The organism is Mycolicibacterium arenosum, from assembly GCF_024320865.1.
Lineage (GTDB): Bacteria > Actinomycetota > Actinomycetes > Mycobacteriales > Mycobacteriaceae > Mycobacterium > Mycobacterium arenosum.
The window spans coordinates 279,908-300,876 of the sequence record NZ_JANDBD010000006.1 but is presented as its reverse complement, the minus strand read 5'-3'; the positions used below and the strand labels follow the sequence as shown (position 1 = coordinate 300,876).

Sequence of the window (20,969 nt, the reverse complement as noted above, 5' to 3'; positions counted from 1 at the left end):
GCTATACGTCGGTCGAGTACCGGATCCCCACGTCGGGAATCGTCACGCCAGGCCACACCCGTGCACCGCGCAGCAGTTCGCAGCGCGCCCCGATGTTGGCGCCGTCGCCGATCACGCCGTCGCGAATCAGCGCACGCGGACCGATGCGGGCGCCGAAGCCGATGATCGAGCGTTCGATCACGGCGCCGGCCTCGACGTGAGCACCGTCGAAGATCACCGCACCGTCGAGCCGCACTCCCGGCCCGATCTCCGCTCCCCGACCGACCACCGAGCCGCCGATGATCAGCGCACCCGGCCCGATGGAGGCGCCGTCGTGGACCAGCTGTTCGCCCCGATGGCCCTTCAGCGCCGGCGACGGCGCGATGCCGCGCACCAGGTCGGCCGACCCGCGGACGAAATCCTCGGGCGTTCCCATGTCGCGCCAGTACGTGGCGTCGACGTACCCGCACACCTTGAGCCCGTCGGACAGCAGGCCGGGGAACACCTCGCGCTCCACCGACACCTCACGCCCCGTGGGGATGCGGTCGATGACGTCGCGGTTGAACACGTAGCAACCCGCGTTGATCTGGTCGGTCGGCGGATCCTGCGTCTTCTCCAGGAAGGCCGTCACGCCGCCGTCGGAATCCGTTGGGACGCAACCGAAGGCACGCGGATCTCCGACCCGGACCAGATGCAGCGACACGTCGGCCTGGCGTTCCTCGTGGCTGCTCAGCAGAGCGTTCAGATCGCACCCCGACAGCACGTCGCCGTTGAAGATCAACGCGGTGTCGTAGCGCAGCTTGGACGCGACGTTGGCGATGCCGCCACCGGTACCGCGCGGTTGCTCCTCGAAGACGTACTCGATGTCGAGACCGAGCGCCGAGCCGTCGCCGAACTCCTTCTCGAACACCTCGGCCTTGTACGACGTGCCGAGCACGACGTGCTTCACCCCGGCGTCCGCGATGCGCGACAGCAGATGCGTCAGGAACGGAAGACCCGCCGTCGGGAGCATCGGCTTGGGCGCCGACAGCGTCAGCGGACGCAGTCGGGTGCCCTTCCCGCCGACGAGGATCGCGGCGTCGACCTCAGCGGCGTTCACCTGCCCTGGCCCGTTCGTGCCTGGTGCGCAACTGGAGTCACGTCCGTCGTCCTTTCGCGAGCTTCCGCCGGGAGTTGCCGACTACTAGTCCTGCGCGCACCGAGAGAGCGGACTTGATCGCCCACCGCAGCGGTGCCTGCCACCGGCGGGGATGCCGATCAGCGAGGAAAGTGTAGGTGCTGTCGTGATGGGCGGCCAAGTTGCGGGCGGGGTCGCGGCCGGTGGCGTGCCCCTTGTCGTGCAGGATCTCCGCGGTCGGCACGTACACGTTCTGCCAGCCCGCCCGGATCAGCCGGTCCCCCAGGTCAACGTCCTCCATGTACATGAAATAGCGCTCGTCGAAGCCACCGATGCCGTCGAAGGCGGCGCGCCGCAGCAGCAGGCACGAGCCGGAGAGCCACCCGACGGGGCGTTCGCTGGGCGCCATCCGCTCCTGGCGGTAGGCGGCCGTCCACGGATTCGCCTTCCAGACCGGGCCGACGACGGCGTGCATTCCGCCGCGCACCAGGCTGGGCTGATGCCGCGCGGACGGGTAGACGGTGCCGTCGGGGTCGCGGATCAGCGGTCCCAGCGATCCGGCGACCGGCCACCGCTGTGCGGCTTCGAGCATGAGGTCGATGCTGCGCGGCCCCCACTGCACGTCGGGGTTCGCCACCACGAAGAACTCGGAGTCGTCGTCGGCCAGGTATTCGGTGACGGCGCGGTTGACGGCGGTGCCGTACCCCAGGTTCCCGCCGGTCCGCAGCAACCGCACGTTCGGATACCGCTCGAGCGCCTCCTCGGGTGCGCCGTCGGTCGAGCCGTTGTCGGCCATGACCACCGTCACCGGCAGGTCCGTCGCGTGCGCAAGCGAGGCGAGGAAGCGATCGAGGTGCGGTCCCGGTGAGTAGGTCACGGTAACGACCGTCAATTGCTCCGTCACGGCGTAGAGGTTAGCGCCGCGGCCAGCGCGTCCCGCCACGGCCGCAGCGGCGTCAGGCCCGCCGCGGTCGACGCGGCCTGCGAAAGCACCGAGTAGGCGGGCCGGGGCGCAGGGCGCGGGTGACGGTCCGTGCCGACCGGTCGGACCCGCTCGGGATCGGCGCCCAGCACCTCGAACACCGCCCTGGCCTGCTCGTAACGGCTGGCGCTGCCACCGTTGGCGGCGTGCAGGACGGGCGCGGAGATCGCATCCGCGTCGGCCAGCTGCAGCAGCGCAGCGGCCAGGTCGCCGACGAAGGTGGGGGTGCCGACCTGGTCGGCGACGACGTCCACCGTGTCCTCAGCGGCCGCCTTAGCCCGCATCGCGGCGACGAAATCGGAACCGTCGCCGCCGGAGAATATCCACGCGGTGCGCACCACGTGCGCGTGCGGCAGCGCCGCGTGCACGGCGAGTTCACCGTCGAGTTTCGTGCGTCCGTACACGCTCAGGGGGCCCGTCTCGTCATCGACGTCGTACGGCCGCGGCTCCGCGGTCCCGAAGTCACCGCTGAACACGTAGTCGGTCGACACGTGGATGAGCCGAGCCTCCACCCGTGCACACGCCCGCGCGACGTTCCCCGCACCCGTCGCGTTGACGGCGTGCGCGCCCGCCTCGTCACGTTCGGCGTCGTCCACCCTGGTGTAGGCGGCGCAGTTGACCACGACATCGTCGGTACGCACCGCGCGCTCGACCGCCGCGGGGTCGGTGATATCGCAGTCCGCCGAGGTCAAAGCCATGACGTCGTGGCCGCGGGAGCGCGCGGCGGCCGCCAGGGTGCGCCCCAGCAGCCCGCCCGCGCCGGTGATCACGATTCGGTGCGACATGAATCCGAGTCTGGCACGCGGCCCGTCGCTACCCGATCTTCGGTCGACTCGCCAGTAGCCTGGGCTGATGCCCACCCGCGCCACCCGGATCGTCGCCGTCCTGGCTGCGTCCATCGTCGTCATCGGCACGGGGGTGGCCTGGGGCAAGATCCGCTCGTTCGAGTCGGGCATCAATCACGTCAGCTCGATAGCGCTCGGGGAGGGCGGCGAGGACGGCGCGATCGACATCCTCCTGGTCGGCATGGACAGCCGCACCGACGCGCACGGCAACCCGCTGTCGTCCGAGGAGTTGGCGACGTTGCGCGCCGGCGACGACGTCGCCACCAACACCGACACGATCATCCTGGTCCGCATCCCCAACAACGGGAAGTCCGCGACGGCGATCTCGATTCCCCGTGACTCCTACGTCACCGCACCCGGCTTCGGTAAGACGAAGATCAACGGGGTGTTCGGCGAGGTGAAGCTCGAGAGGATGAAGGAACTCGTCGAGGAGCAGGGGATGGAGCCCGCCGTCGCCGAACCTGAGGCCAACGAGGCCGGCCGGGAAGCGCTCATCAAGACCGTGGCCCACCTGACGGGAGTCACCGTCGACCACTACGCGGAGATCGGCCTGCTGGGTTTCGCGCTCATCACCGACGCCCTCGGCGGCGTCGACGTGTGCCTGAACAACGCGGTGTACGAACCGCTTTCGGGCGCCGACTTCCCCGCGGGCTGGCAGAAGCTCGACGGACCGCGCGCGCTGAGCTTCGTGCGCCAGCGGCACGACCTGCCGCGCGGCGACCTCGACCGCGTCACGCGCCAGCAGTCCGTGATGGCCTCGCTGGCCCATCAGGTGATCTCGAGTAAGACGTTGACGAGCCCGGCGACGCTGAACCGCCTCGAGGAGGCCGTGCAGCGATCGGTCGTGCTGTCCGACGGCTGGGACATCATGGACTTCGTCGAGCAACTCCAGAAGCTCGCCGCAGGCAGCGTCGCCTTCGCCACCATCCCGGTGCTGCAGGAGGACGGTTGGAGCGACGACGGGATGCAGAGCGTCGTCCGGGTCGACGAGACTCAGGTCAAGGACTGGGTCGAAGGCCTTCTCAAGGAGCAGGACGAGGGCAAGACCGAGGAGATCTCCTACTCCCCCGACAAGACCACCGCCGACGTCGTCAACGCCACCGACATCGGCGGTCTGGCGGCCGCGGTGTCGGACGTGCTGTCGAGCCAGGGCTTCAAGCCCGGCGAGGTCGGCAACCACGAGGGACCGCCGATCGCCGGCAGCCAGGTGCGCGCCCCCAAGACCGACGACCTCGGTGCCGTCGCGGTGGCGAAGGCGCTCGGCAACCTGCCCGTGGTCGAGGACGGCTCGCTCGGCGCGGGCGAGGTCAGCGTCGTGCTCGCCAACGACTACACCGGGCCGGGATCCGGCCTGGGCACCGAGGATCCGACCCTGGACACGACTGCCGATCCGGTCGCCAACGACGCCGAGCTACCGCCGCCGCCGCCCCCGGTTCTGACGGCCGGTTCCGACGATCCCGCGTGCGTGAACTAGCCGTCAGTTGCCCGTGCGGGTGTGCGACAGGATGACGTCGACCACCGGCTTGGCGCTGCCGTCCGACCGGTAGGCGCCGAGGGTGTCCTCGTCGCGGGGGCTGCCGGTCCGCCTGTCCCGCATCGTGTACAGGTAGACGGGTCCCGCGTAGGTGATCCTGCGCCAGGCGGTCAGCATGTCGTCGACGTATCGCGCCTGCAGCTTGTCGCCGCCCTCGGAGGACGGCAACCCGTACTCGGTGATCCAGATCTTCTTCGCCTCATCGCCGTTGGCGAGCATGGCCGCACGGATTCCGGCGACCTGGTTGATCGGCGAATCGGGGTGGTAGCCGCCCTCGGAGAACATGGTCGTGTACTGGTACGGGTGATAGCCGATCCCGTCGAAGTAGCCCTTCGCGCCCGCGGCGTACATGCCCTTGACGAACTTGACCGCGTCGATCGTCAGCGTGGTGTGGTCCACGAGCGCGCCGAGGCCACCGGTCACGACGACGGCGTGGGGGTCGGCGGCCTTGATGGCCGGGTACGCGGCTTTCAGCAGCGCGACGTAACCGGCAGCGTCGGGGCGGGGTGTGTAGAAGGTCACCGCGTTCTGCTCGTTCCAGATCTCGTATGCGGTGATCCTGCCGCGATATCTGTCGGCCGCGGCGGCAGCGAACTCTCCGTACTCCGCGGGAGACCGCGGTCTGCCGCTCAGGATCGGCGTACCGGGGGTGACCGCCCACGACGGCGTCGCGTTCAGCGTCGCCAGCACCGACAGCCCGTGCCTGGCCGCGCCGTCCACCATTCGGTCGATCAACTGCCAGTCGTAGACGCCCTTCGCGGGCTGCACACCCGCCCACGGGACCATGAGGCGGACGGACGTGACGCCGAGGTCCCGCATCGTCTGGAACGCCCGGTCGACCGCGGGGGCCGGCTGCGCGTAGAGGTCCGAGTCGGCCATTCCGATGGTCGTCGGCACTTCCTCGATGGGGGGTGCGACGCGTACCCCGGCCGGCTGAATGGTCAGCGGCGGACCGGGTGCCTCCGCGTTGGCGGCGCAACCCGAGAGGAGGGTGGCGATACCCAGGGCGAGCACTACGGCCCGTCTGCGCACGCGCCTCATTCGAGTCTCCCGTTCTGATGGTCGGGATCACAATATGGCACCCGACCATCGAGCACGGCGCTTCGCCCCGGAGTCACCCGGAGCTGACGTGGTGGCGCTACTTCAGCAGTGCGCGTGACATCACCACGCGCTGAATCTGATTGGTGCCCTCGTAGATCTGGGTGATCTTGGCGTCGCGCATGAACCGCTCGACCGGGAAGTCCACCGTGTAGCCGTACCCGCCGAACAACTGCACGGCGTTGGTGGTGACCTCCATGGCCACATCGGAGGCGAAGCACTTCGACGCCGACGAGATGAACCCCAGCGCCGGCTCACCGCGTTCGGCGCGCGCCGCTGCCGAGTACACCATCAGCCGGGCGGCCTCGATCTTCATCGCCATGTCGGCCAGCATGAACTGGGTGTTCTGGAAGTCGCTGATGGACTTGCCGAACTGCTTGCGCTCCTTGGTGTACGCGATCGACGCCTCCAACGCGCCCTGCGCGATACCGACGGCCTGCGCCCCGATCGTGGGCCGGGTGTGGTCCAGCGTCGCCAACGCGGTCTTGAACCCCGTGCCGGGCTCGCCGATGATCCGATCACCGGGAATCCGGCAGTCCTCGAAGTACAACTCCGTGGTCGGCGAACCCTTGATGCCCAGCTTGCGCTCCTTGGGCCCGACGGTGAAGCCGGGATCGTCCTCGTGCACCACGAAGGCCGAGATGCCGTTGGCGCCCTTCTCGGGATCGGTCACCGCCATCACCGTGTACCACTGCGAATGACCGCCGTTGGAGATCCAGCACTTCGACCCGTTGAGCACCCAGGAGTCCCCGTCGGCCTTCGCGCGGGTGCGCATGGCTGCGGCGTCACTGCCCGCCTCGCGCTCACTGAGGGCGTACGACGCGGTCGCCTCGCCCCCGCCGATCGAGGGCAGCACCTGCTTCTTGAGTTCCTCGGAGCCGTTCATCAACAGCCCCATCGTGCCCAGCTTGTTGCAGATCGGGATCAGCGAGGACGACGCACAGACGCGGGCCACCTCCTCGATCACGATGCACGCGGTGATCGAATCGCCACCCTGCCCGCCGTACTCCTCCGGGATGTGGATCGCCGAGAAGCCCGACGAGTTCAACGCCGCCAACGCCTCATCGGTGTAGCGGGCCTTCTCGTCGACATCGGCCGCGTACGGCGCGATCTCCTTGTCGCACACCTCGCGCACCACCGTGCGCAGTTCCTCGTGCTCGTCGGACAGTTTGAAAACGTCGAACGAGGGGTTACCGATCGCCATGCTGGCCTCCTTGCTACTCGTCGGTAACTTTACCTGCGAGGCCGCGCGTGGCCGCTACCGACCCGGCGTGCCCTTACCGGTCACCAGCTGAAGGCCCTGGACGACGCCCTTGTAGGCACCGCGGTAGATCGACCGCGCCGTTTCACTCTTGCGGGCGATGTCGACGGCGGTCATCGGGGCGAGGTAGGTGACGTCGTGTCCGTCGAAGACGGTGTCCTCGAACTGGATTCGCATGCTGCCGGTGAAGGCGGTGGCCAGTTCGTTGCGGTAGTAGTCGCTGTAATCCGGCTGGGCGAAGAACACCTTGTTGAACCCGATCGCGAACGGCACCAGCTTCGCGCCGTCGGCCAGGTACTTGAGCGTGCCGACCGCCACGCCGGGCCACTGCTGGTTGAAGATGTCGTCGGCGATGACCACGCCGCCGTCGACGAGGGTCGCCTCCGCGAGCTGCATGTCGCTGTACACGATCTCCGCGGTGTGACCGCCGTCCACGCTGAAGAAGCGGATCGGCCCACCGGCCTTGTCCCGCAGCACCTCCGGAGCGAGCTTCGTCGAGTCACCCTGCTGGATGACGACGTCGTCCATCGACGACCAGAGCTTGACGTTGTTCTCGAACCGGTCGTAGTCGCCACGGCCCGAGTTGTCGATGTTCATGGCCTGGTCACCGAAGAGGTCGATGGCCACCGACTTCTCACCCGGCCGCTGCAGGAGGGACAGGCCGATGAACAACCTGCCGTGGTGCACTCCGATCTCGGCGACCGCGCCGCCGACCTGCCGGGCCCGCTGCGCGCGGTCCAGCACCTCGGCGATGGCGAGCACCCCCGATTCCATGAAGCCGTTCACCAGCTTGTTGCCGAAGTTCCGGTACCTACCGAAGGAGCGTTTCATCGTTAGCCAGCTTAGCCGCCGAGCAGCCGATCACGCAGCGCCGCGTCCTTCTGCAGGACGAGCGATTCCAGTTCGGCCTGAAAACGTTCCATACGTGCGCGCAGGTCGGTGTCGGCCGCACCGAGGATGCGGACGGCCAGCAGACCGGCGTTGCGGGCCCCGCCGATCGACACCGTCGCCACCGGAACGCCCGCGGGCATCTGCACGATCGACAGCAGCGAATCCAGGCCGTCGAGCCGGGCCAGCGGCACCGGCACTCCGATCACCGGAAGCGGCGTGGCCGACGCCACCATGCCGGGCAGGTGGGCGGCGCCGCCCGCCCCCGCGATGATGACCTCGATGCCGCGGTCCGCCGCCGTCCTGGCGTAGTCGAGCATCCGGCCGGGCGTGCGGTGCGCCGAGACGACGCCCACTTCGAACGGCACCTCGAACTCGACCAGCGCGGTGACCGCGTCCTCCATCACCGACCAGTCGCTGTCGCTGCCCATGATGACGCCGACCCGCGCCTTGTCAGCCATGCCCACTCCATCCGTCCGTCCACTCCGCGTGGGACAACCAGTGTGCCGCTCGCACGGCGCGCTCACGCACATCGGCGACGTACGCGTCGTCCGACAGCGACCCGCCGGCCGCCCCGAGCACGTTCACGTGCCCGATCTTGCGGCCGGGCCGTTCCGACTTGCCGTACAGGTGGACCTTCGCCTCCGGCAGCCTGCCGAACAGGTGGTGCAGCCGCTCGTCCATCGCCATGTCGGGGAGTTCCTGTGCGCCAAGCACATTCGCCATCACCGTGACGGGCGCGACCGGCTCGGTGGCCCCGAGCGGATAGTCGAGGACCGCGCGGAGGTGCTGCTCGAACTGGCTGGTGCGAGCGCCGTCCATCGTCCAGTGCCCCGAATTGTGCGGGCGCATCGCCAGCTCGTTGACCAGCAGCGCACCGGACGTCGTCTCGAACAGCTCCACGGCCAGGACGCCGACGACGCCCAACTCGCTCGCCACTCGCAGCCCCAGGTGCTCGGCCTCGCCGCCGACCTCGGGATCCAGGCCCGCCGCCGGGGCGATGACCTCGACGCAGATGCCGTCGCGCTGCACGGTCTGCACGACGGGCCAGGCGGCGCCCTGCCCGAACGGCGACCGGGCCACCAGCGCGGCGAGTTCGCGTTTCAGGGCGACCCGCTCCTCGAGCAGCACGGCCATCCCGTCGGCGAGGTAGCGCTCGGTGACGTCGCGGGCCTCGGCGAGGTCACGCGCCAACGTGACGCCGCGGCCGTCGTACCCGCCGCGGGCCGCCTTCACGACGACGGGCCCGCCGATGCGCTGAGCGAACGCGTCGACGTCGTCTGCCGACGTCGCCTCGGCGAACTGCGGGATCGGCGCGCCGAGGTCCGCCAGCTTGCGCCGCATCACCAGCTTGTCCTGCGCGTGGATGAGGGCCTGCGGCGGTGGCGCGACGTTGACCCCCTCGGCCACCAGGGCGTCCAGCAGCGCCCCCGGCACGTGTTCGTGGTCGAACGTCAGCGCAGCGGCGCCTGCGGCCACGCGCCGCAGCGCGTCCAGATCCGTGTGCTCACCGATGACGACGTCGGGTGTGACCTGCGCCGCAGGTTCGCCGTCCGCGGTCGCCAGCACCCGCAGCGTCTGGCCGAGCGCGATAGCGGACTGGTGGGTCATCCTGGCGAGCTGGCCGCCTCCGATCATGGCGACGACTGGGGGTGCACTCACGCTGTTATGTTGTCACGGGCCCGGCCGGCCGCCGACCGGCCCCACCTGCACGGGTACGCGTTGACAACCTTGTTTCCGTACACTCGCTCCTTATGTCTTTCACCGATGCCACCATCGCGCGGCTCCCCCGTGTGATCCGGCCCTTCGCCGAGCGGCATCACGAGCTGATCAAGTTCGCGATCGTTGGCGGTACCACGTTCATCATCGATTCGGCGATCTTCTTCACGCTGAAGCTGACGATCCTGGAGCCCAAGCCGGTCACCGCGAAGATCATCGCCGGCGTGGTCGCCGTCATCGCCTCCTACATCCTGAATCGGGAGTGGAGCTTCCGCGACCGCGGTGGACGTGAGCGACATCACGAGGCTCTGCTGTTCTTCGGTGTCAGCGGCGTCGGCGTCGTGCTCGCGATGGCCCCGCTGTGGATCTCCAGTTACGTGCTGATGCTGCGCGTCCCCGAGGTGTCGCTGCTCACCGAGAACGTCGCCGACTTCGTGTCGGCCTACATCATCGGCAACCTGCTGCAGATGGGGTTCCGCTTCTGGGCGTTCCGCCGCTGGGTGTTCCCCGACGAGTTCGGCCGGAACCCGGAGAAGGCCGTCGAGGCCACGCTGACCGCGGGCGGCATCGCCGAGGTGCTCGAGGACGAGCACGAGGTGGGGCTTGCGGAGGGTCGGGGCCGCGGCACCGTCACCAGGATGCGCTCCTGGCGGTCGGAGCAGTCCGATCAGCTCGGCGATTCCTCGGAACCCAGGGTGTCGAAGACTTCGTGATACAGCAGCGAGTGCACGCGTTCCACTAGCGGGATGTCGTGGAACTCGAGGGGATCCTGGCTCGCGGACTCGATGATCAGCGTGCCGGTGCGCAACAGCCGGTCCAGCAGACCGTGCCGGAACTCGACGCTGTTGATGCGTGCCAGCGGGATGTCGATGCCCGCGCGGGTCAGAAAGCCGTGCCGGAACATCACCCGGCGGTCGGTGATCACGAAATGCGTTGAGCGCCAATTCAGGAACGGCCACACGGTCAGCCATCCGATGATGACCAGCCAGACGACGGCGATGACGCCCAGCACCACGTTGGTCGCGACCGGGCTCCAATCCGCGTGGTAGACGACGGCCGCCCCGAACGCGGCGAGCGCGGTCGCGATCAGCAGCACCAGGACCGGGCCGATGAGCCGCTTCCAATGCGGATGACGATGCAGTACCACCCGCTCATCGGCGGCCAGGACGTTCTCCGGATACCCCACGGTGCGACTCTAACCGGCGCTGGTCAGCGCACGGGGCGAAGATGCACGATGTCCCCCGCCGACACCACGACGGTCTCGCCCGCGCTGTCGATGCACAGTCGGCCCTGGTCGTCGACACCCGTCGCCAGCCCCACGACCTCCCGGTTCCCGGGCAGGGTGGCCCGCACGGTCGATCCGATGGTCAGACTGGCGGCGGCGTAGCGCGCGACCAGGGTGTCGCCCGCTCCCCCGGCCAGCGCCGCGATCCCGCGGCCGAGCCCCCCGAGCAGAGCAGCCGCCAGCGCGGTCCGGTCGACCCCCTCGGCGCCCAGCAGCCCGAGCGACGTGGCCTCCGCGGTGGGCAGTTCGTCGGCGGCCAGCGACACGTTGAGCCCGACCCCGACCACGACCACCGACGCCGGGGACGCCACCTCGGCGAGGATGCCCGCGAGCTTGCCCTGCTGCGGCCCGGCGAGCACGTCGTTGGGCCACTTCAGACCCGCGCGGACGCCGGTGACGTCGGCGACCGCGTCGATCACCGCCAGACCGGTGAGCAGCGGGATCCAGCCCCACGCCGCAACGGGGACGGCGCGCACGTCCACCGCCGCCGACACGGTGAGTTGCGCGTGCGGCACCGCCGACCAGGTGCGACCGTTGCGGCCGCGGCCGGCGCTCTGGTGCTCGGCGATGAGCACGGCCCCTGCGATGTCCTCGCCCGCCGCGGCGCGCGCGATGAGATCGGCGTTGGTGGAACCGGTTTCGTCGACGACGTCGACGCGCCGCCAGACGGCGGGGTCCAGGGCGGACCGCAACCCGTCGGCGTCGACGGGACGTCTGGAGGGATCAGCAGTCATTGCGGACGGGTTTCCCCTCGAAGCGATCGGTCATCCACCTGACGAGTTCCTCGGCGTCGGGCGGGTTGTGGCCCCCATCGGGTTCGTAGTCGATGGTGATCTCGCCGCCGAGCGCGCACGCTCGGGCCAGTGCCTCCCGCGTCCACTCCGCGTCGATGAACGGGTCCTTGCCGCCGTACCAGACGTAGAGCGGCGCCGACAGCGGTTTCTGCGGTAACGCCCACTGTGTCAACAACTCGCGTAGCTGATCGGCGGCCTCCGGGGTCTTCGGTGTGAAGTCGCGAGGGCCGACCTGGGTCAGGGCGTTCGCGCGGTCGTAGGCCACGTCGGCCGTGCACCCGTTCAGCACGTTCCAGTAGCGGGCCGCCGCACCCTTCCGGAAGTCGTCGCGGTTGAGGTCGGGGTGCAGGCGGGCCAGCGATTCGATGACGGCCTGCAGCACCGCACGCTCTTCGCTGGTGAGCGACCCGTTCACCGCCTTGTCCACCAGACCCGACATATCCGGGCCCGGCGACGCGGCGAACCCGCCGAGCAGCTTCAACTCCGGCGCATAGGACCCGGCCTGCTCGGTCGCCGCCCAGGCCGCCCCGCCACCCTGCGAGTCCCCGATGGCCACCCACCGATCCGAGGCGTCGGGGAACGTGCTGCGCAGCGCTCGGACGGCGTCGATCATGTTCAGCCCCGCGGTGCGCGAGTCCGTGTACGGGTGAACCCCTTCCGCACCGAGACCCTGGAAGTCGGCAAGCGCCACCGCGTAACCGAGCTCGACGAGCACCCGGACGTATTTGAGGTGTCCGTACAGACTGTCCGAAAGCGATGGTGCGCAAGCGTTCTCGATGCCGATCGTGCCGTGCCCGAAGGACACCACCGGCCAACCGCCCGTCGGTGGCTGGCCCTTGGGCACGAAGACCGACCCGGATACCACGGTCGGGCTGTTGTCGTCGCCGTTGGTCGAGCGGTAGACCACGCGAGCTGCGTTGAGCCCCTGGGCATCCCACTTGCGACTCACGTACGGCACGGTGATCGCGGAGACCAGGCTGCCGGGTGTGTCGCCCCCGATGCGGGCTCCCTCGACCCGACTCGGCGGATCACCGGGGCCCGCGAGGGTGTCGTACACCAACCCGGCGAGGAGCGGGGCGACGGGCTTGAGCGCCGACAGGACGGCGATCTGAACGATCACCACGACGGCCACGAAGCCGTAGATCAGCAGGCGTTTCACGGGCAGTTCCCCGTCGTGGGCGTCCCGGCGAATCTGTCGGCCAGCCATTGCACGCGGGCGACCACGTCGACGTCGCCGTGCCCCTTGTCCGGTTGCAGGTCGGCCTCGACGTTTCCACCGAGCGCGCACGCGCGCGCGACGGCCCCGGTTGTCCAATCGGGATCGATGAACGTGTCCTTTCCCGCGTAGACGACGAGCAACGGCGCCGCCAGTTTCCGGTTGCCCACGGCCCAGCCGCTCAGGAGTTGGCGGACCCGTTGCGCCGCCTCAGGATTCGCGGGTGTCGAATCCGCGGGCTGCAGCTGCTTCGCGGCGCCGTCGCGCTCCGCCGCCAGCGGACCGGAGCACGCGGTCAGCGAATCCCAGTGGGCTGCGGCGGTTCCCCGCCTGAAGTCGTCGCGGTTCACGTCGCCGTGCAGGCGTGCCAGCGACTCCACGATGCCGAAGAACGCCAGCTGCTGATCGCTCGTCATCGTCCCTGCCTGCGCCTTGTCGACGATGCCCGTCACGTCGGCGGAGGGCACGAAGGCCACCGCACCGACCAGATCGAGATCGGGCGCGTAATCCGCTGCCTGCTCGTCGACCGCCCAGGCAGCGCCGCCGCCCTGCGAGCCGCCGACCGCGGCGAACCTGTTCGACACGTCGGGAAAAGTGCGGCGCAGCGCGCGAACCGCGTCGATCATGTTCAGCGCGGCCGTGCGTGAATCGGTGTAAGGGTGCACGCCCGGTGCACCGAGGCCCTGATAATCGGCCAGCGCGACCGCGTAGCCGGCGTGGGACAGGCCCACCACCAGCGACGCCCCGCCCAGCAGCGTGTCCGAGAGCGACGGCGCACACGCCTCGTCGATGCCGGTCGTGCCGTGGCCGAAGGCGATGACGGGCCAGCCGCCCGGCGGCGGCGTCCCGGTCGGGGTGAACACCGAGCCGGACACCACGGTCTGCTGCCCCGAGTCGCCGTTGCTGGAGCGGTAGGTGACGCGGGCCGCCCTGACCGTGTCGGCCCCCTCGGTCGCCGAGAACGCGGGCATGGTCATCGCGCTGAGCAGCGACCCGTTACCCGAGCCGGAGAGGTCCGCCGTCGCGACGGGCTCCGGGTCGCCGATCGTCGGCGGCGTGTCGAAGTGGCGGAGCAGTGCCGGCCAAGTGATCGCCAGGGTGATCGCCGCGGCGATCACCAGCGCGACGATCACCCCGAGGACGAGGTAGCGGCGGCGGCGGGTGGGACGCTCGGAGGGTGCGGTGTCCAATGAGCTCATGGTCAAGCGGGCGTCGGCGCGATCGGCTCGGCGACGATGCGATCGAGTTGCCCCCTCCCGAGCACCCTGCCCCTCACCAGCACGTAGCCGATCACCAGGACGACCGACAGTCCGAGCCCGAGCGCAGCGCCCTGGAGGATGGTCGACCACATCGAGCCCACCCTCTTCGGCGGGCTGGCCTGGTCGATCTGCATCAGTTCGGCTCCCCCGCCGTCGACGGTGGCCATCTGGCGGGTCAGTGCGACGAGGTTGACGGTGACGGCCTGCGCGACCTCCTGGGTCTGCGTCGGGTCGCTACCGGTCACGATGACGTCGAAGACGGGCGACGACGTCGGAGGAACGATGATCCGGCCCGCCAGCGCGCCGGTCGAGTCCGTGAGGCCGAGCTGTTCGATGGTCGGCGACGTGACCTGCGTGCTCCTGGCGAGGGTCTGATAGGTCAGGATGCGGGAGACCGAGTTGAGCTGACCGTAGAAGGCGTCGAACGACGTCGCCGCGCCGGGGCTCGTCACCATCACCCTGGTGTGGGACTGATAGGTCGGGGTCATCGTCAGCCAGGACACCCAGCCGACCACGCCGGACAGCACCGTCGCGATGGCGAGCACGATCGACCAGCGCGCCGCGATGAGCGCGTAGTCGCGGAGCTTCGGTGCGCCGACGGGGACTCTCAACGGACGTCGATCCGACGAGTAGTGGCCGGCTCGAGCCGCCTGAATCGCATCGTCACAAGTCGTCCCCTCGAGAAATTCCGCTGTGCGGAGAGTTTACTGTCCGAACCCGATTGTGACGGCGGCGGGACACGGCCTTTGAGGTCAGTTGAGCTTAGCTGACAAAGCTGACACCATGCTGTCGTGGATACCCGTCGCGACCTCACCCGCAATATCCTGGTGACCGTCGCGGTTCTGGTCGTCGTACTGCCCTCGGTGTGGTTGGGAACGTCCTTCGGCAAACTCGCATTATTCGGCGTCATCGGCGTCGCCGCGGTCATCGTCGCGGTATACGTCGGCTTTCGGCATCCGCTGTGGTACTTCTGGGGCCTCGCGCTGACGATGTCCATATTGCCATTCGGACGTGTGCCCGGAATCGGTTTGCCGCTCTGGTACGGATTCGCTTTCGGCGCCATCGTGGCGGCATTCGTTCATCCGCGTTTCGCGCGATCAACGCACCCAATTGAATTTGCGGGTTGGGTCATGTACCTCACCTGCGCCCTTTCGCTCGTCGTGACGTTCGAATCGATCAGGGACGCGTCGCTCTTCGTACGGTGGAGCCTCGGCGCCCTGTTCCTCTTCGCGCTCGCCCGGTTGGCACCGGAACACGCGGTCAGATTCGGTCGGATCTTCTCGGTGGGAATGGCGGTCAACGGCCTTTACGGCATGTTCGTCATCGCGTTCGACCCCGGCTATTCGACGCTCGCCTATCTGCGGACGTTCGGCTACGCGCCGGAGGCCCTGGTGGCTCGAGTGGCGTACGCCGGCGAGAACGTTGCGACGACCATCCGTCTCGGCGGCACCTGGCTCGAACCCAACGGATTCGGCCTCTTCACGGCCCTCGCGCTGGGAATCACCTTCCTGGTGTGGGCCGGGTGGAAACGCTGGACCCTGGTGATCATCCTGTCGGTCGCGATGGTGCTGACGTTGAGCCGTGCCGCCACCTTCACGGTGGTCGCGGGCGTGCTCATCGTGCTGGCGTTCACCCACATGCGCGGACGCACGCGCGGTTCCGTGCTCGCCGTCATGGCGATAGGCGCGGTGGCCGCGCTGTCGGCCGAACCCGTGCGACGCCGGATCTTCTCGTCGTTCGGTGCTGGGGACGCGGGGTCCGCCGCGCGCGCGGACGCTCTCAGGGTCTTTCCCGGCCAGATGTCGGGATACTGGGGTTTCGGGCACGGCTGGGGCGGCCGCGAATTCTACGACTCCGCATACGCCTACGTGCTGAACCTGCCCTCGAACGCGACGCTGATGGTGCTCTACCGCAGCGGCTTCATCGCCTTCATCGCGTGGATCGCCCTGACCGTCATCGCCTGCGTGTACGCCTATCGCAGCGTCCGATCGGACTCCCTCCCGCGGGCGCTCTACGGCGGCATCTTCATCGGCCTGTGCGTCGTCCAGATGCAGTTGGACCACCCGCTGTCCGACACTCCGAACGGAGCACTCTGCTTCTCGATGTTCCTCGCCTTCCTGGTCCACGCCGACCGTGCCCGCGCCGCGCAGCAACTGCTGGGCACCGCATCGACCGAGGATCCCGATTCGCTTGTCGTGCACGATGTTCCGCCACCGCGTCAGCCGACGATGTCGCCGGTGGCGGGATCGACTCGGTAAACCCGTAGCTCATAGTTCTCTCCCTGAGCGGCCGCCAACACGGGCTTCGCGCAGATCGTCTTAGCCATCCGGGGCGCCCTCGGTGACGACTGTTCGAAGTTCGGCTCGGTGACGAAGACGCACGAACCGCCCGCCCCCTCGAAGCGGACGGTGACGTAGTAGTCGACGTCGTAGGCCCGGAAGACCGAGCCGAGCGGGTCTCGGTCGCGGATCCGGTCGAGGAACTCCGCGGACATCATCAGCCCCTCGAGATGGACCACCGGTTGTCGCATCTGCCAGGCCGGCGTACCTGCCGCGTCACCCATCGCGTACACGCCCGGATGATCCGCGGCGAACGCCTTGAGCCTCTCAGCTATGGCGGCGATATCGACCTGCCACTGGTCCGGAGTGACGCTGCCGAGGACCAGTCGCACGCCCATCAGCAGGAGCGCCGCCAGTGCCAGCGGCAGCGCGACCTTCCGACGGCGGTCACCGGCGCGCAACCGTGCGACCACCAGCGCCGTGGCCAGCCCGCACCCCATGCCGAAGAGGTAGAAGTACCACGGGAACAGCGCCCACCCGCTTCCCACCGCCTGCGCCCCGAGTTGCAGTAGCGGTGCGACGGCAAGAGCCGCGCAGACTCGTCGCAGGCACGTCCGGTCGTCACCGCGCACGAGCACCACGATCGCGGCCGCCACCAGGACGACCGCGGTCACGATGACCAGCCCCAGTAACGGTGAGGGATGCGAGAGGAACCAGATGTTCGGCGGCCAGTACAGGGTGAGCGTCTTCGCCGCCATCGACGACGTCGCGACGTGACCGTACGTGACGACGTTGAACACCATGTAGACGCCGACCGGTAGCGCGCCCACGCCGAGCGCGCCGCGCCTGCGCCAGTCCAGCGACGGCATGACCACGATCGCGATCAACGCGAACAGAACCAGCGAATCGAGACGGGACAGCACCATGAAGGCGCCGAGCAGGCCGGCTATCAGCGCGTCGCGATCCGTCATCGCGGACACCGGCTTGCGGGCAATAAACGCGAGCAGGAGCGCGGCGGAGAACACCGCCAGGGCAGTCTCGACTCCCGCCGTGGCGAGCGAGGACAGCCCGACAGCCGAGATCGATGCCCCGACGACCGCCGCGACACGGTCGCGCGTCACAGCGTGCAGGAACCGCTCGAAGCAGAAGAAGAACCCGATGAGCAGAGCGAGTATCGATAGATCCACCGCCGCGAAGTACACGGATCCACGCCCGGTCAGAAGGGCGAGGAGCGCCAGCCAGAGGAACCACAGCGGGTGGTAACCATTGGTGGCCTCGCCGGGAAAGAACGACGATCCGTTGCCGTCCACCCAGTTCGTCGACGGCACGACATAGTAGAAGAAGTCGTCGCTGAATCGGATCTCCGGCGGTACCGCGCCATGTGCTCGCCAGATGTACACACCCGCCAGTACGACCGGCACGACAACGCGCAGTGTCGTTACCGATCGACGACTTTTTACATCCCCCGAAACCAACCCCACCATGTCCCCCGACATGGCGCGCTAATCGTTATCCCCCGATAACCGATGCGCACCGCAAACCGGACGCTACCAGTCGATCTTGATCGAGACGACGGGGCGATGTTCTCGAACAGTCGAACGCAACGAAAAACGTTGCCTCTACTCGTAGTTGAAATGCCCGCCGGGAAAACCCGGCCGCACGTCTGCGGGGCGTGATCTCGCGTCCCGCATAATCGGCTGTACCGCCACTGCGGGGCACAACGGGTATGCTCGTATCCCAGCAACACCATTTTGATTTCGACGCGAAAGCGAGCACATGGCAATCGAGGACCTCGTACAGACCGTCAAAAACGGTAGTGGCCAAGTCGTTTACACGACTATCGAGGACCTTTGGGAGAACTACGAGGATCTCCTAATCCGGCTCGCAACCGACATCAATGCGAAGGACATCGCCGAACTCGGCGGCGGAGCAAACCCGATCGTCGGCAATTCGGAGCGTTGGGGCTTCGCGAATCACCGCACGGTCATCGACATCTCGGCGTCCGAGCTGGAGAAGGCCGAGACGACCGTCGAGACCAGGGTTGCCGACCTATGCCAGCCCATCACCGACAACCTGGAAGCCTACGACTTCGTGTTCTCACAGATGCTGTGCGAACACCTGCCCAATCCCGAGGCGTTCCACCGCAACTGCTTCAACCTGCTGCGCCCCGGCGGCCTGGCCGTGCACTTCTTTCCGACCCTCTACACGCTGCCGTACGTGATCAACAAGATCATTCCGGAGGAGACCGCCCGGTCGATCCTGCGCAGGGCCCAGCCGGGCCGGCTCGACGACCCCAAGCGGGAGAAGTTCCCGGCGTTCTACCGGTGGACGACCGGGCCCACGCCGAAGTCCCGGAAGAAGTTCGAAAGCATCGGTTTCGAGATCAGCGGCTGGCAGGCGTGCTTCGGCCACCGCTACTACGAGGTGATCCCGCCGCTGCACAAACTCGAGCTCGCCAAGTCCAACTACCTGCTGAAGCACCCGGTTCCCGCGCTGACGAGCTTCGGCGTGGTCATCCTGCGCAAGCCCTGAGCGATCGGCTCAGTAGGCGCCTGCGCCGGTGGCGATCGTGCGGATCGTCTTCACCGCGATCAGCACGTCGTTGGTGATCGACCAGTTCTCCACGTAGGACAGATCGAGGCGCACCGAGTCCTCCCACGACAGGTCGGAGCGGCCGCTCACCTGCCAGAGGCCCGTGATGCCCGGTAGCACCAGCAGTCGGCGGCGTACCTGATCGTTGTAGGTGTCCACCTCACGGCGCAGCGGCGGCCGCGGTCCGACCACGCTCATGTCGCGACGCAGCACGTTGAAGAACTGCGGAAGCTCGTCGATGCTGTACTTGCGCAACAGCTTTCCGACCGGCGTGATCCGCGGATCCTGTTTGATCTTGAACAGGATCCCGCCCTCGCTCTCGTTCAATTGCGCGAGGCCGGCGACCTGCTTGTCCGCGCCGTCCACCATCGTCCGGAACTTGATCATCTGGAACGGCTGGCCCTCCAGGCCGATGCGCTCCGACCGGTAGAACACCGGCCCCTTACTCGTCAGCTTGATCGCGATCGCGGCGGCGATCATCACCGGCCCGGCGGCCAGCAGCGCCGATATCGACACGAAGTAGTCGAACGCGCGCTTCTGCACCTTCTTGGTACCGCTGTACTGCGGCTTCTCCACGTGGATCAGCGGAAGACCCGCCACCGGCCGGATGGTCAGGCGGGGACCCGCGACGTCGACGACGCCGGGGGTGACCACCAGGTCGACACCCAGCTTGTGGAGATCCCAGGACAGTTCCCGAACACCTTCGGGACCGAGGTGGTCGGTGGTCGTCAGAGCTACGGTGTCGGCGTTCGTCTTGAGGATCGCGTCGTGCACCTTGCCCTCGTCGCCGAGCACCGGAACCGTGCCGACGCCGGGGATGTCGAGAGTCCCGCCGGAACTGCGACCCGTCAGGCAGACGCCGACGACGGCGTACCCGTAGGGCCACCCGCGGGTGAGTGACTGCACCAGGCTGCGGACCGCTCGCACATCGCCGACCGCGAGCACCGACACGACGCAGCGCCCGCGCCTGCGAGCGCGCACCAGAAGCTGTCGCGACAGTTGACGGCTGAGCAGCAGCAGGGCCAGCCCCAGGGGGAATGCCACGGCGAGATATCCGCGCGCGTACTCCGGGCGGAAGATCATCAAAAGCACGGCGACGACGCCGATCGTCGCGAGAGACGCCGACATCACCCGCCGGTACTCCTCCACTCCCGCCCCGACGATGCGCGGCGAGCGCGTGCGGTAGGCGGCCAGGAGCGCGACCCAGATACCGCCCACGAAAAGCGAGAGGAACGAGAAGTAGATTTGCAGGGGGTCGAGCGCGGTGATCGGCGTACCCAGCTTGATCATCTGCGCGCAGGCCATTGCGGCGGTCACGACGAGCACGTCGGTAACCACTAACGCCCTGATGTACCGCCGCTGCCAGCGCGGCCCTTCCCCAGCGCGCACCGCCCGCAGGGGGGAGTCGGTACCGACCGCTGCGCCTTCAACCAACGACATTGACGACGATCCTCTCGTTTGCTGCCAGCTAACGAGCAACCCCCCGGCGCTCAAGCTCCGTAACACTATGACACTGTTTGCCAGCATGCGCTACTAGAACAGTGAATACGCAGATCAAGCGCATTCGCCCTGCATGAAGGCTTTCGCGAGCCCGCCCCATTGATAGGCGTAGAGGAACTCCCACGTCAAAGGCGAGAATTGGTAGCGCTTGGGCATCGCGTGCATGATCACGGCCCCCGGCGCGTCGGAGAAACACTGCTTGAAAATGAAGCGGGCGCGCGGCAGGTGATATCGCCAGCTGACGACGATTACCCGGTCCCACGAGCGTTCCGCGGCGAGTTCCCTCGTCATCAGCGCCTCGCCGCGCGTCGTCAGCGGATCGGGTACGGGGCAGAGCACGTCGATCCGACCGCGCGCGCCCTCGGTGTCGTGACAGGCGCGCTCCATGACGTCGTCGTATTCGCCGTACGGATTCGACAGCACGACGGTGTTCGCCCACCCCTGTTCGGCGAGCGCGATCCCGTATTCCTCCCGACCATCGTGTTCCCCGCCCAGCACGATGATCGCGTCCGCTTGCTGTAACGGATCATCGTTCACGCGCTGGAACAGGAAGTATCCGCTGATCCACATGTCGACGAGCACGATGACGACAACGAGGGTGACGGCCTGCAGCGCCGTGGC

General features: G+C 68.1%; 20 protein-coding genes. 4 read left to right on the top strand and 16 right to left on the bottom strand.

Going from position 1 to position 20,969, the window contains the following annotated elements:
• Nucleotide 1: 1 nt before the first annotated feature.
• From manB to rfbD, 3 genes are read right to left on the bottom strand one after another with little or no spacing between them, the layout of a single operon-like run.
• Complete coding sequence (gene manB, locus NM203_RS16665; RefSeq protein ID WP_255061124.1) at nucleotides 2-1,078, bottom strand: mannose-1-phosphate guanylyltransferase ManB; 1,077 nt, start codon at nucleotides 1,076-1,078, stop codon at nucleotides 2-4.
• 37 nt (nucleotides 1,079-1,115) lie between these two features.
• Nucleotides 1,116-2,000, bottom strand: a complete 885-nt coding sequence (locus NM203_RS16660) for a glycosyltransferase family 2 protein (protein ID WP_255061123.1) — start codon at nucleotides 1,998-2,000, stop codon at nucleotides 1,116-1,118.
• Complete coding sequence (rfbD, locus tag NM203_RS16655; RefSeq protein ID WP_255061122.1) at nucleotides 1,997-2,863, bottom strand: dTDP-4-dehydrorhamnose reductase; 867 nt, start codon at nucleotides 2,861-2,863, stop codon at nucleotides 1,997-1,999. Before rfbD ends, NM203_RS16660 begins: the two co-directional genes overlap by 4 nt.
• A gap of 67 nt (nucleotides 2,864-2,930) precedes the next feature.
• On the opposite strand from rfbD, the gene NM203_RS16650 reads away from it, so the two are divergent.
• Nucleotides 2,931-4,397 (top strand): LCP family protein, encoded by a 1,467-nt coding sequence (locus tag NM203_RS16650; RefSeq protein WP_255061120.1) that lies wholly within the window; start codon nucleotides 2,931-2,933, stop codon nucleotides 4,395-4,397.
• Nucleotides 4,398-4,400: 3 nt separating this feature from the next.
• On the opposite strand, the gene NM203_RS16645 is transcribed toward NM203_RS16650, so the two are convergent.
• The 5 genes from NM203_RS16645 to NM203_RS16625 all read right to left on the bottom strand — a co-directional run bounded on the left by NM203_RS16645 (nucleotide 4,401) and on the right by NM203_RS16625 (nucleotide 9,366).
• Complete coding sequence (locus tag NM203_RS16645; protein ID WP_255061119.1) at nucleotides 4,401-5,498, bottom strand: beta-galactosidase; 1,098 nt, start codon at nucleotides 5,496-5,498, stop codon at nucleotides 4,401-4,403.
• Between the two features lie 97 nt (nucleotides 5,499-5,595).
• The gene (locus NM203_RS16640; protein ID WP_255061118.1) at nucleotides 5,596-6,759 is read right to left on the bottom strand and encodes an acyl-CoA dehydrogenase; all 1,164 of its coding nucleotides are present in this window, start codon (nucleotides 6,757-6,759) and stop codon (nucleotides 5,596-5,598) included.
• Nucleotides 6,760-6,813: 54 nt separating this feature from the next.
• Nucleotides 6,814-7,647, bottom strand: coding sequence for a class I SAM-dependent methyltransferase (locus NM203_RS16635; protein ID WP_255061117.1), 834 nt, complete (start codon nucleotides 7,645-7,647; stop codon nucleotides 6,814-6,816).
• Between the two features lie 11 nt (nucleotides 7,648-7,658).
• Nucleotides 7,659-8,165, bottom strand: coding sequence for a 5-(carboxyamino)imidazole ribonucleotide mutase (purE, locus tag NM203_RS16630; RefSeq protein WP_255061116.1), 507 nt, complete (start codon nucleotides 8,163-8,165; stop codon nucleotides 7,659-7,661).
• Nucleotides 8,158-9,366: a 5-(carboxyamino)imidazole ribonucleotide synthase gene (locus tag NM203_RS16625; RefSeq protein WP_255061115.1), complete on the bottom strand. Its 1,209-nt coding sequence runs from the start codon at nucleotides 9,364-9,366 to the stop codon at nucleotides 8,158-8,160. The genes purE and NM203_RS16625 overlap by 8 nt, the downstream gene beginning before the upstream one ends.
• 92 nt (nucleotides 9,367-9,458) lie before the next feature.
• On the opposite strand from NM203_RS16625, the gene NM203_RS16620 reads away from it, so the two are divergent.
• Complete coding sequence (locus tag NM203_RS16620; RefSeq protein ID WP_255061114.1) at nucleotides 9,459-10,136, top strand: GtrA family protein; 678 nt, start codon at nucleotides 9,459-9,461, stop codon at nucleotides 10,134-10,136.
• On the opposite strand, the gene NM203_RS16615 is transcribed toward NM203_RS16620, so the two are convergent.
• From NM203_RS16615 to NM203_RS16595, 5 genes are read right to left on the bottom strand one after another with little or no spacing between them, the layout of a single operon-like run.
• Nucleotides 10,091-10,609: a PH domain-containing protein gene (locus NM203_RS16615; RefSeq protein ID WP_255061113.1), complete on the bottom strand. Its 519-nt coding sequence runs from the start codon at nucleotides 10,607-10,609 to the stop codon at nucleotides 10,091-10,093. The genes NM203_RS16620 and NM203_RS16615 overlap by 46 nt on opposite strands.
• A gap of 23 nt (nucleotides 10,610-10,632) precedes the next feature.
• Nucleotides 10,633-11,442, bottom strand: a complete 810-nt coding sequence (locus NM203_RS16610; protein WP_255061112.1) for a biotin--[acetyl-CoA-carboxylase] ligase — start codon at nucleotides 11,440-11,442, stop codon at nucleotides 10,633-10,635.
• The gene (locus NM203_RS16605) at nucleotides 11,432-12,661 is read right to left on the bottom strand and encodes a lipase family protein (RefSeq protein ID WP_255061111.1); all 1,230 of its coding nucleotides are present in this window, start codon (nucleotides 12,659-12,661) and stop codon (nucleotides 11,432-11,434) included. The genes NM203_RS16610 and NM203_RS16605 overlap by 11 nt, the downstream gene beginning before the upstream one ends.
• A complete protein-coding gene (locus NM203_RS16600; RefSeq protein WP_255061109.1) occupies nucleotides 12,658-13,908 on the bottom strand; it encodes a lipase family protein in 1,251 nt (416 codons plus the stop codon). The genes NM203_RS16605 and NM203_RS16600 overlap by 4 nt, the downstream gene beginning before the upstream one ends.
• Nucleotides 13,909-13,919: 11 nt before the next feature.
• The gene (locus NM203_RS16595; protein ID WP_255061108.1) at nucleotides 13,920-14,588 is read right to left on the bottom strand and encodes a YveK family protein; all 669 of its coding nucleotides are present in this window, start codon (nucleotides 14,586-14,588) and stop codon (nucleotides 13,920-13,922) included.
• A 180-nt stretch (nucleotides 14,589-14,768) separates the two neighbouring features.
• Here NM203_RS16595 and NM203_RS16590 point away from each other — a divergent pair, with 180 nt between their 5' ends.
• Nucleotides 14,769-16,235, top strand: coding sequence for an O-antigen ligase family protein (locus NM203_RS16590; RefSeq protein ID WP_255061107.1), 1,467 nt, complete (start codon nucleotides 14,769-14,771; stop codon nucleotides 16,233-16,235).
• Here NM203_RS16590 and NM203_RS16585 read toward each other — a convergent pair.
• Entirely contained in the window at nucleotides 16,196-17,677 is a 1,482-nt protein-coding gene (locus NM203_RS16585; RefSeq protein WP_255061106.1) for a hypothetical protein, read from the bottom strand. The two genes, NM203_RS16590 and NM203_RS16585, sit on opposite strands and share 40 nt — an antisense overlap.
• 355 nt (nucleotides 17,678-18,032) lie before the next feature.
• Here NM203_RS16585 and NM203_RS16580 point away from each other — a divergent pair, with 355 nt between their 5' ends.
• Complete coding sequence (locus tag NM203_RS16580; protein ID WP_255061105.1) at nucleotides 18,033-18,788, top strand: class I SAM-dependent methyltransferase; 756 nt, start codon at nucleotides 18,033-18,035, stop codon at nucleotides 18,786-18,788.
• Nucleotides 18,789-18,797: 9 nt separating this feature from the next.
• Here the strand turns inward: NM203_RS16580 and NM203_RS16575 are convergent, their stop codons facing one another.
• Nucleotides 18,798-20,288 carry a sugar transferase gene (locus NM203_RS16575; RefSeq protein WP_255061104.1) on the bottom strand — a complete coding sequence of 497 codons (1,491 nt, stop codon included), beginning with the start codon at nucleotides 20,286-20,288 and terminating at the stop codon, nucleotides 18,798-18,800.
• A gap of 114 nt (nucleotides 20,289-20,402) precedes the next feature.
• Nucleotides 20,403-20,930 carry a YdcF family protein gene (locus NM203_RS16570; RefSeq protein ID WP_255061103.1) on the bottom strand — a complete coding sequence of 176 codons (528 nt, stop codon included), beginning with the start codon at nucleotides 20,928-20,930 and terminating at the stop codon, nucleotides 20,403-20,405.
• Between the last annotated feature and the right edge of the window lie 39 nt (nucleotides 20,931-20,969).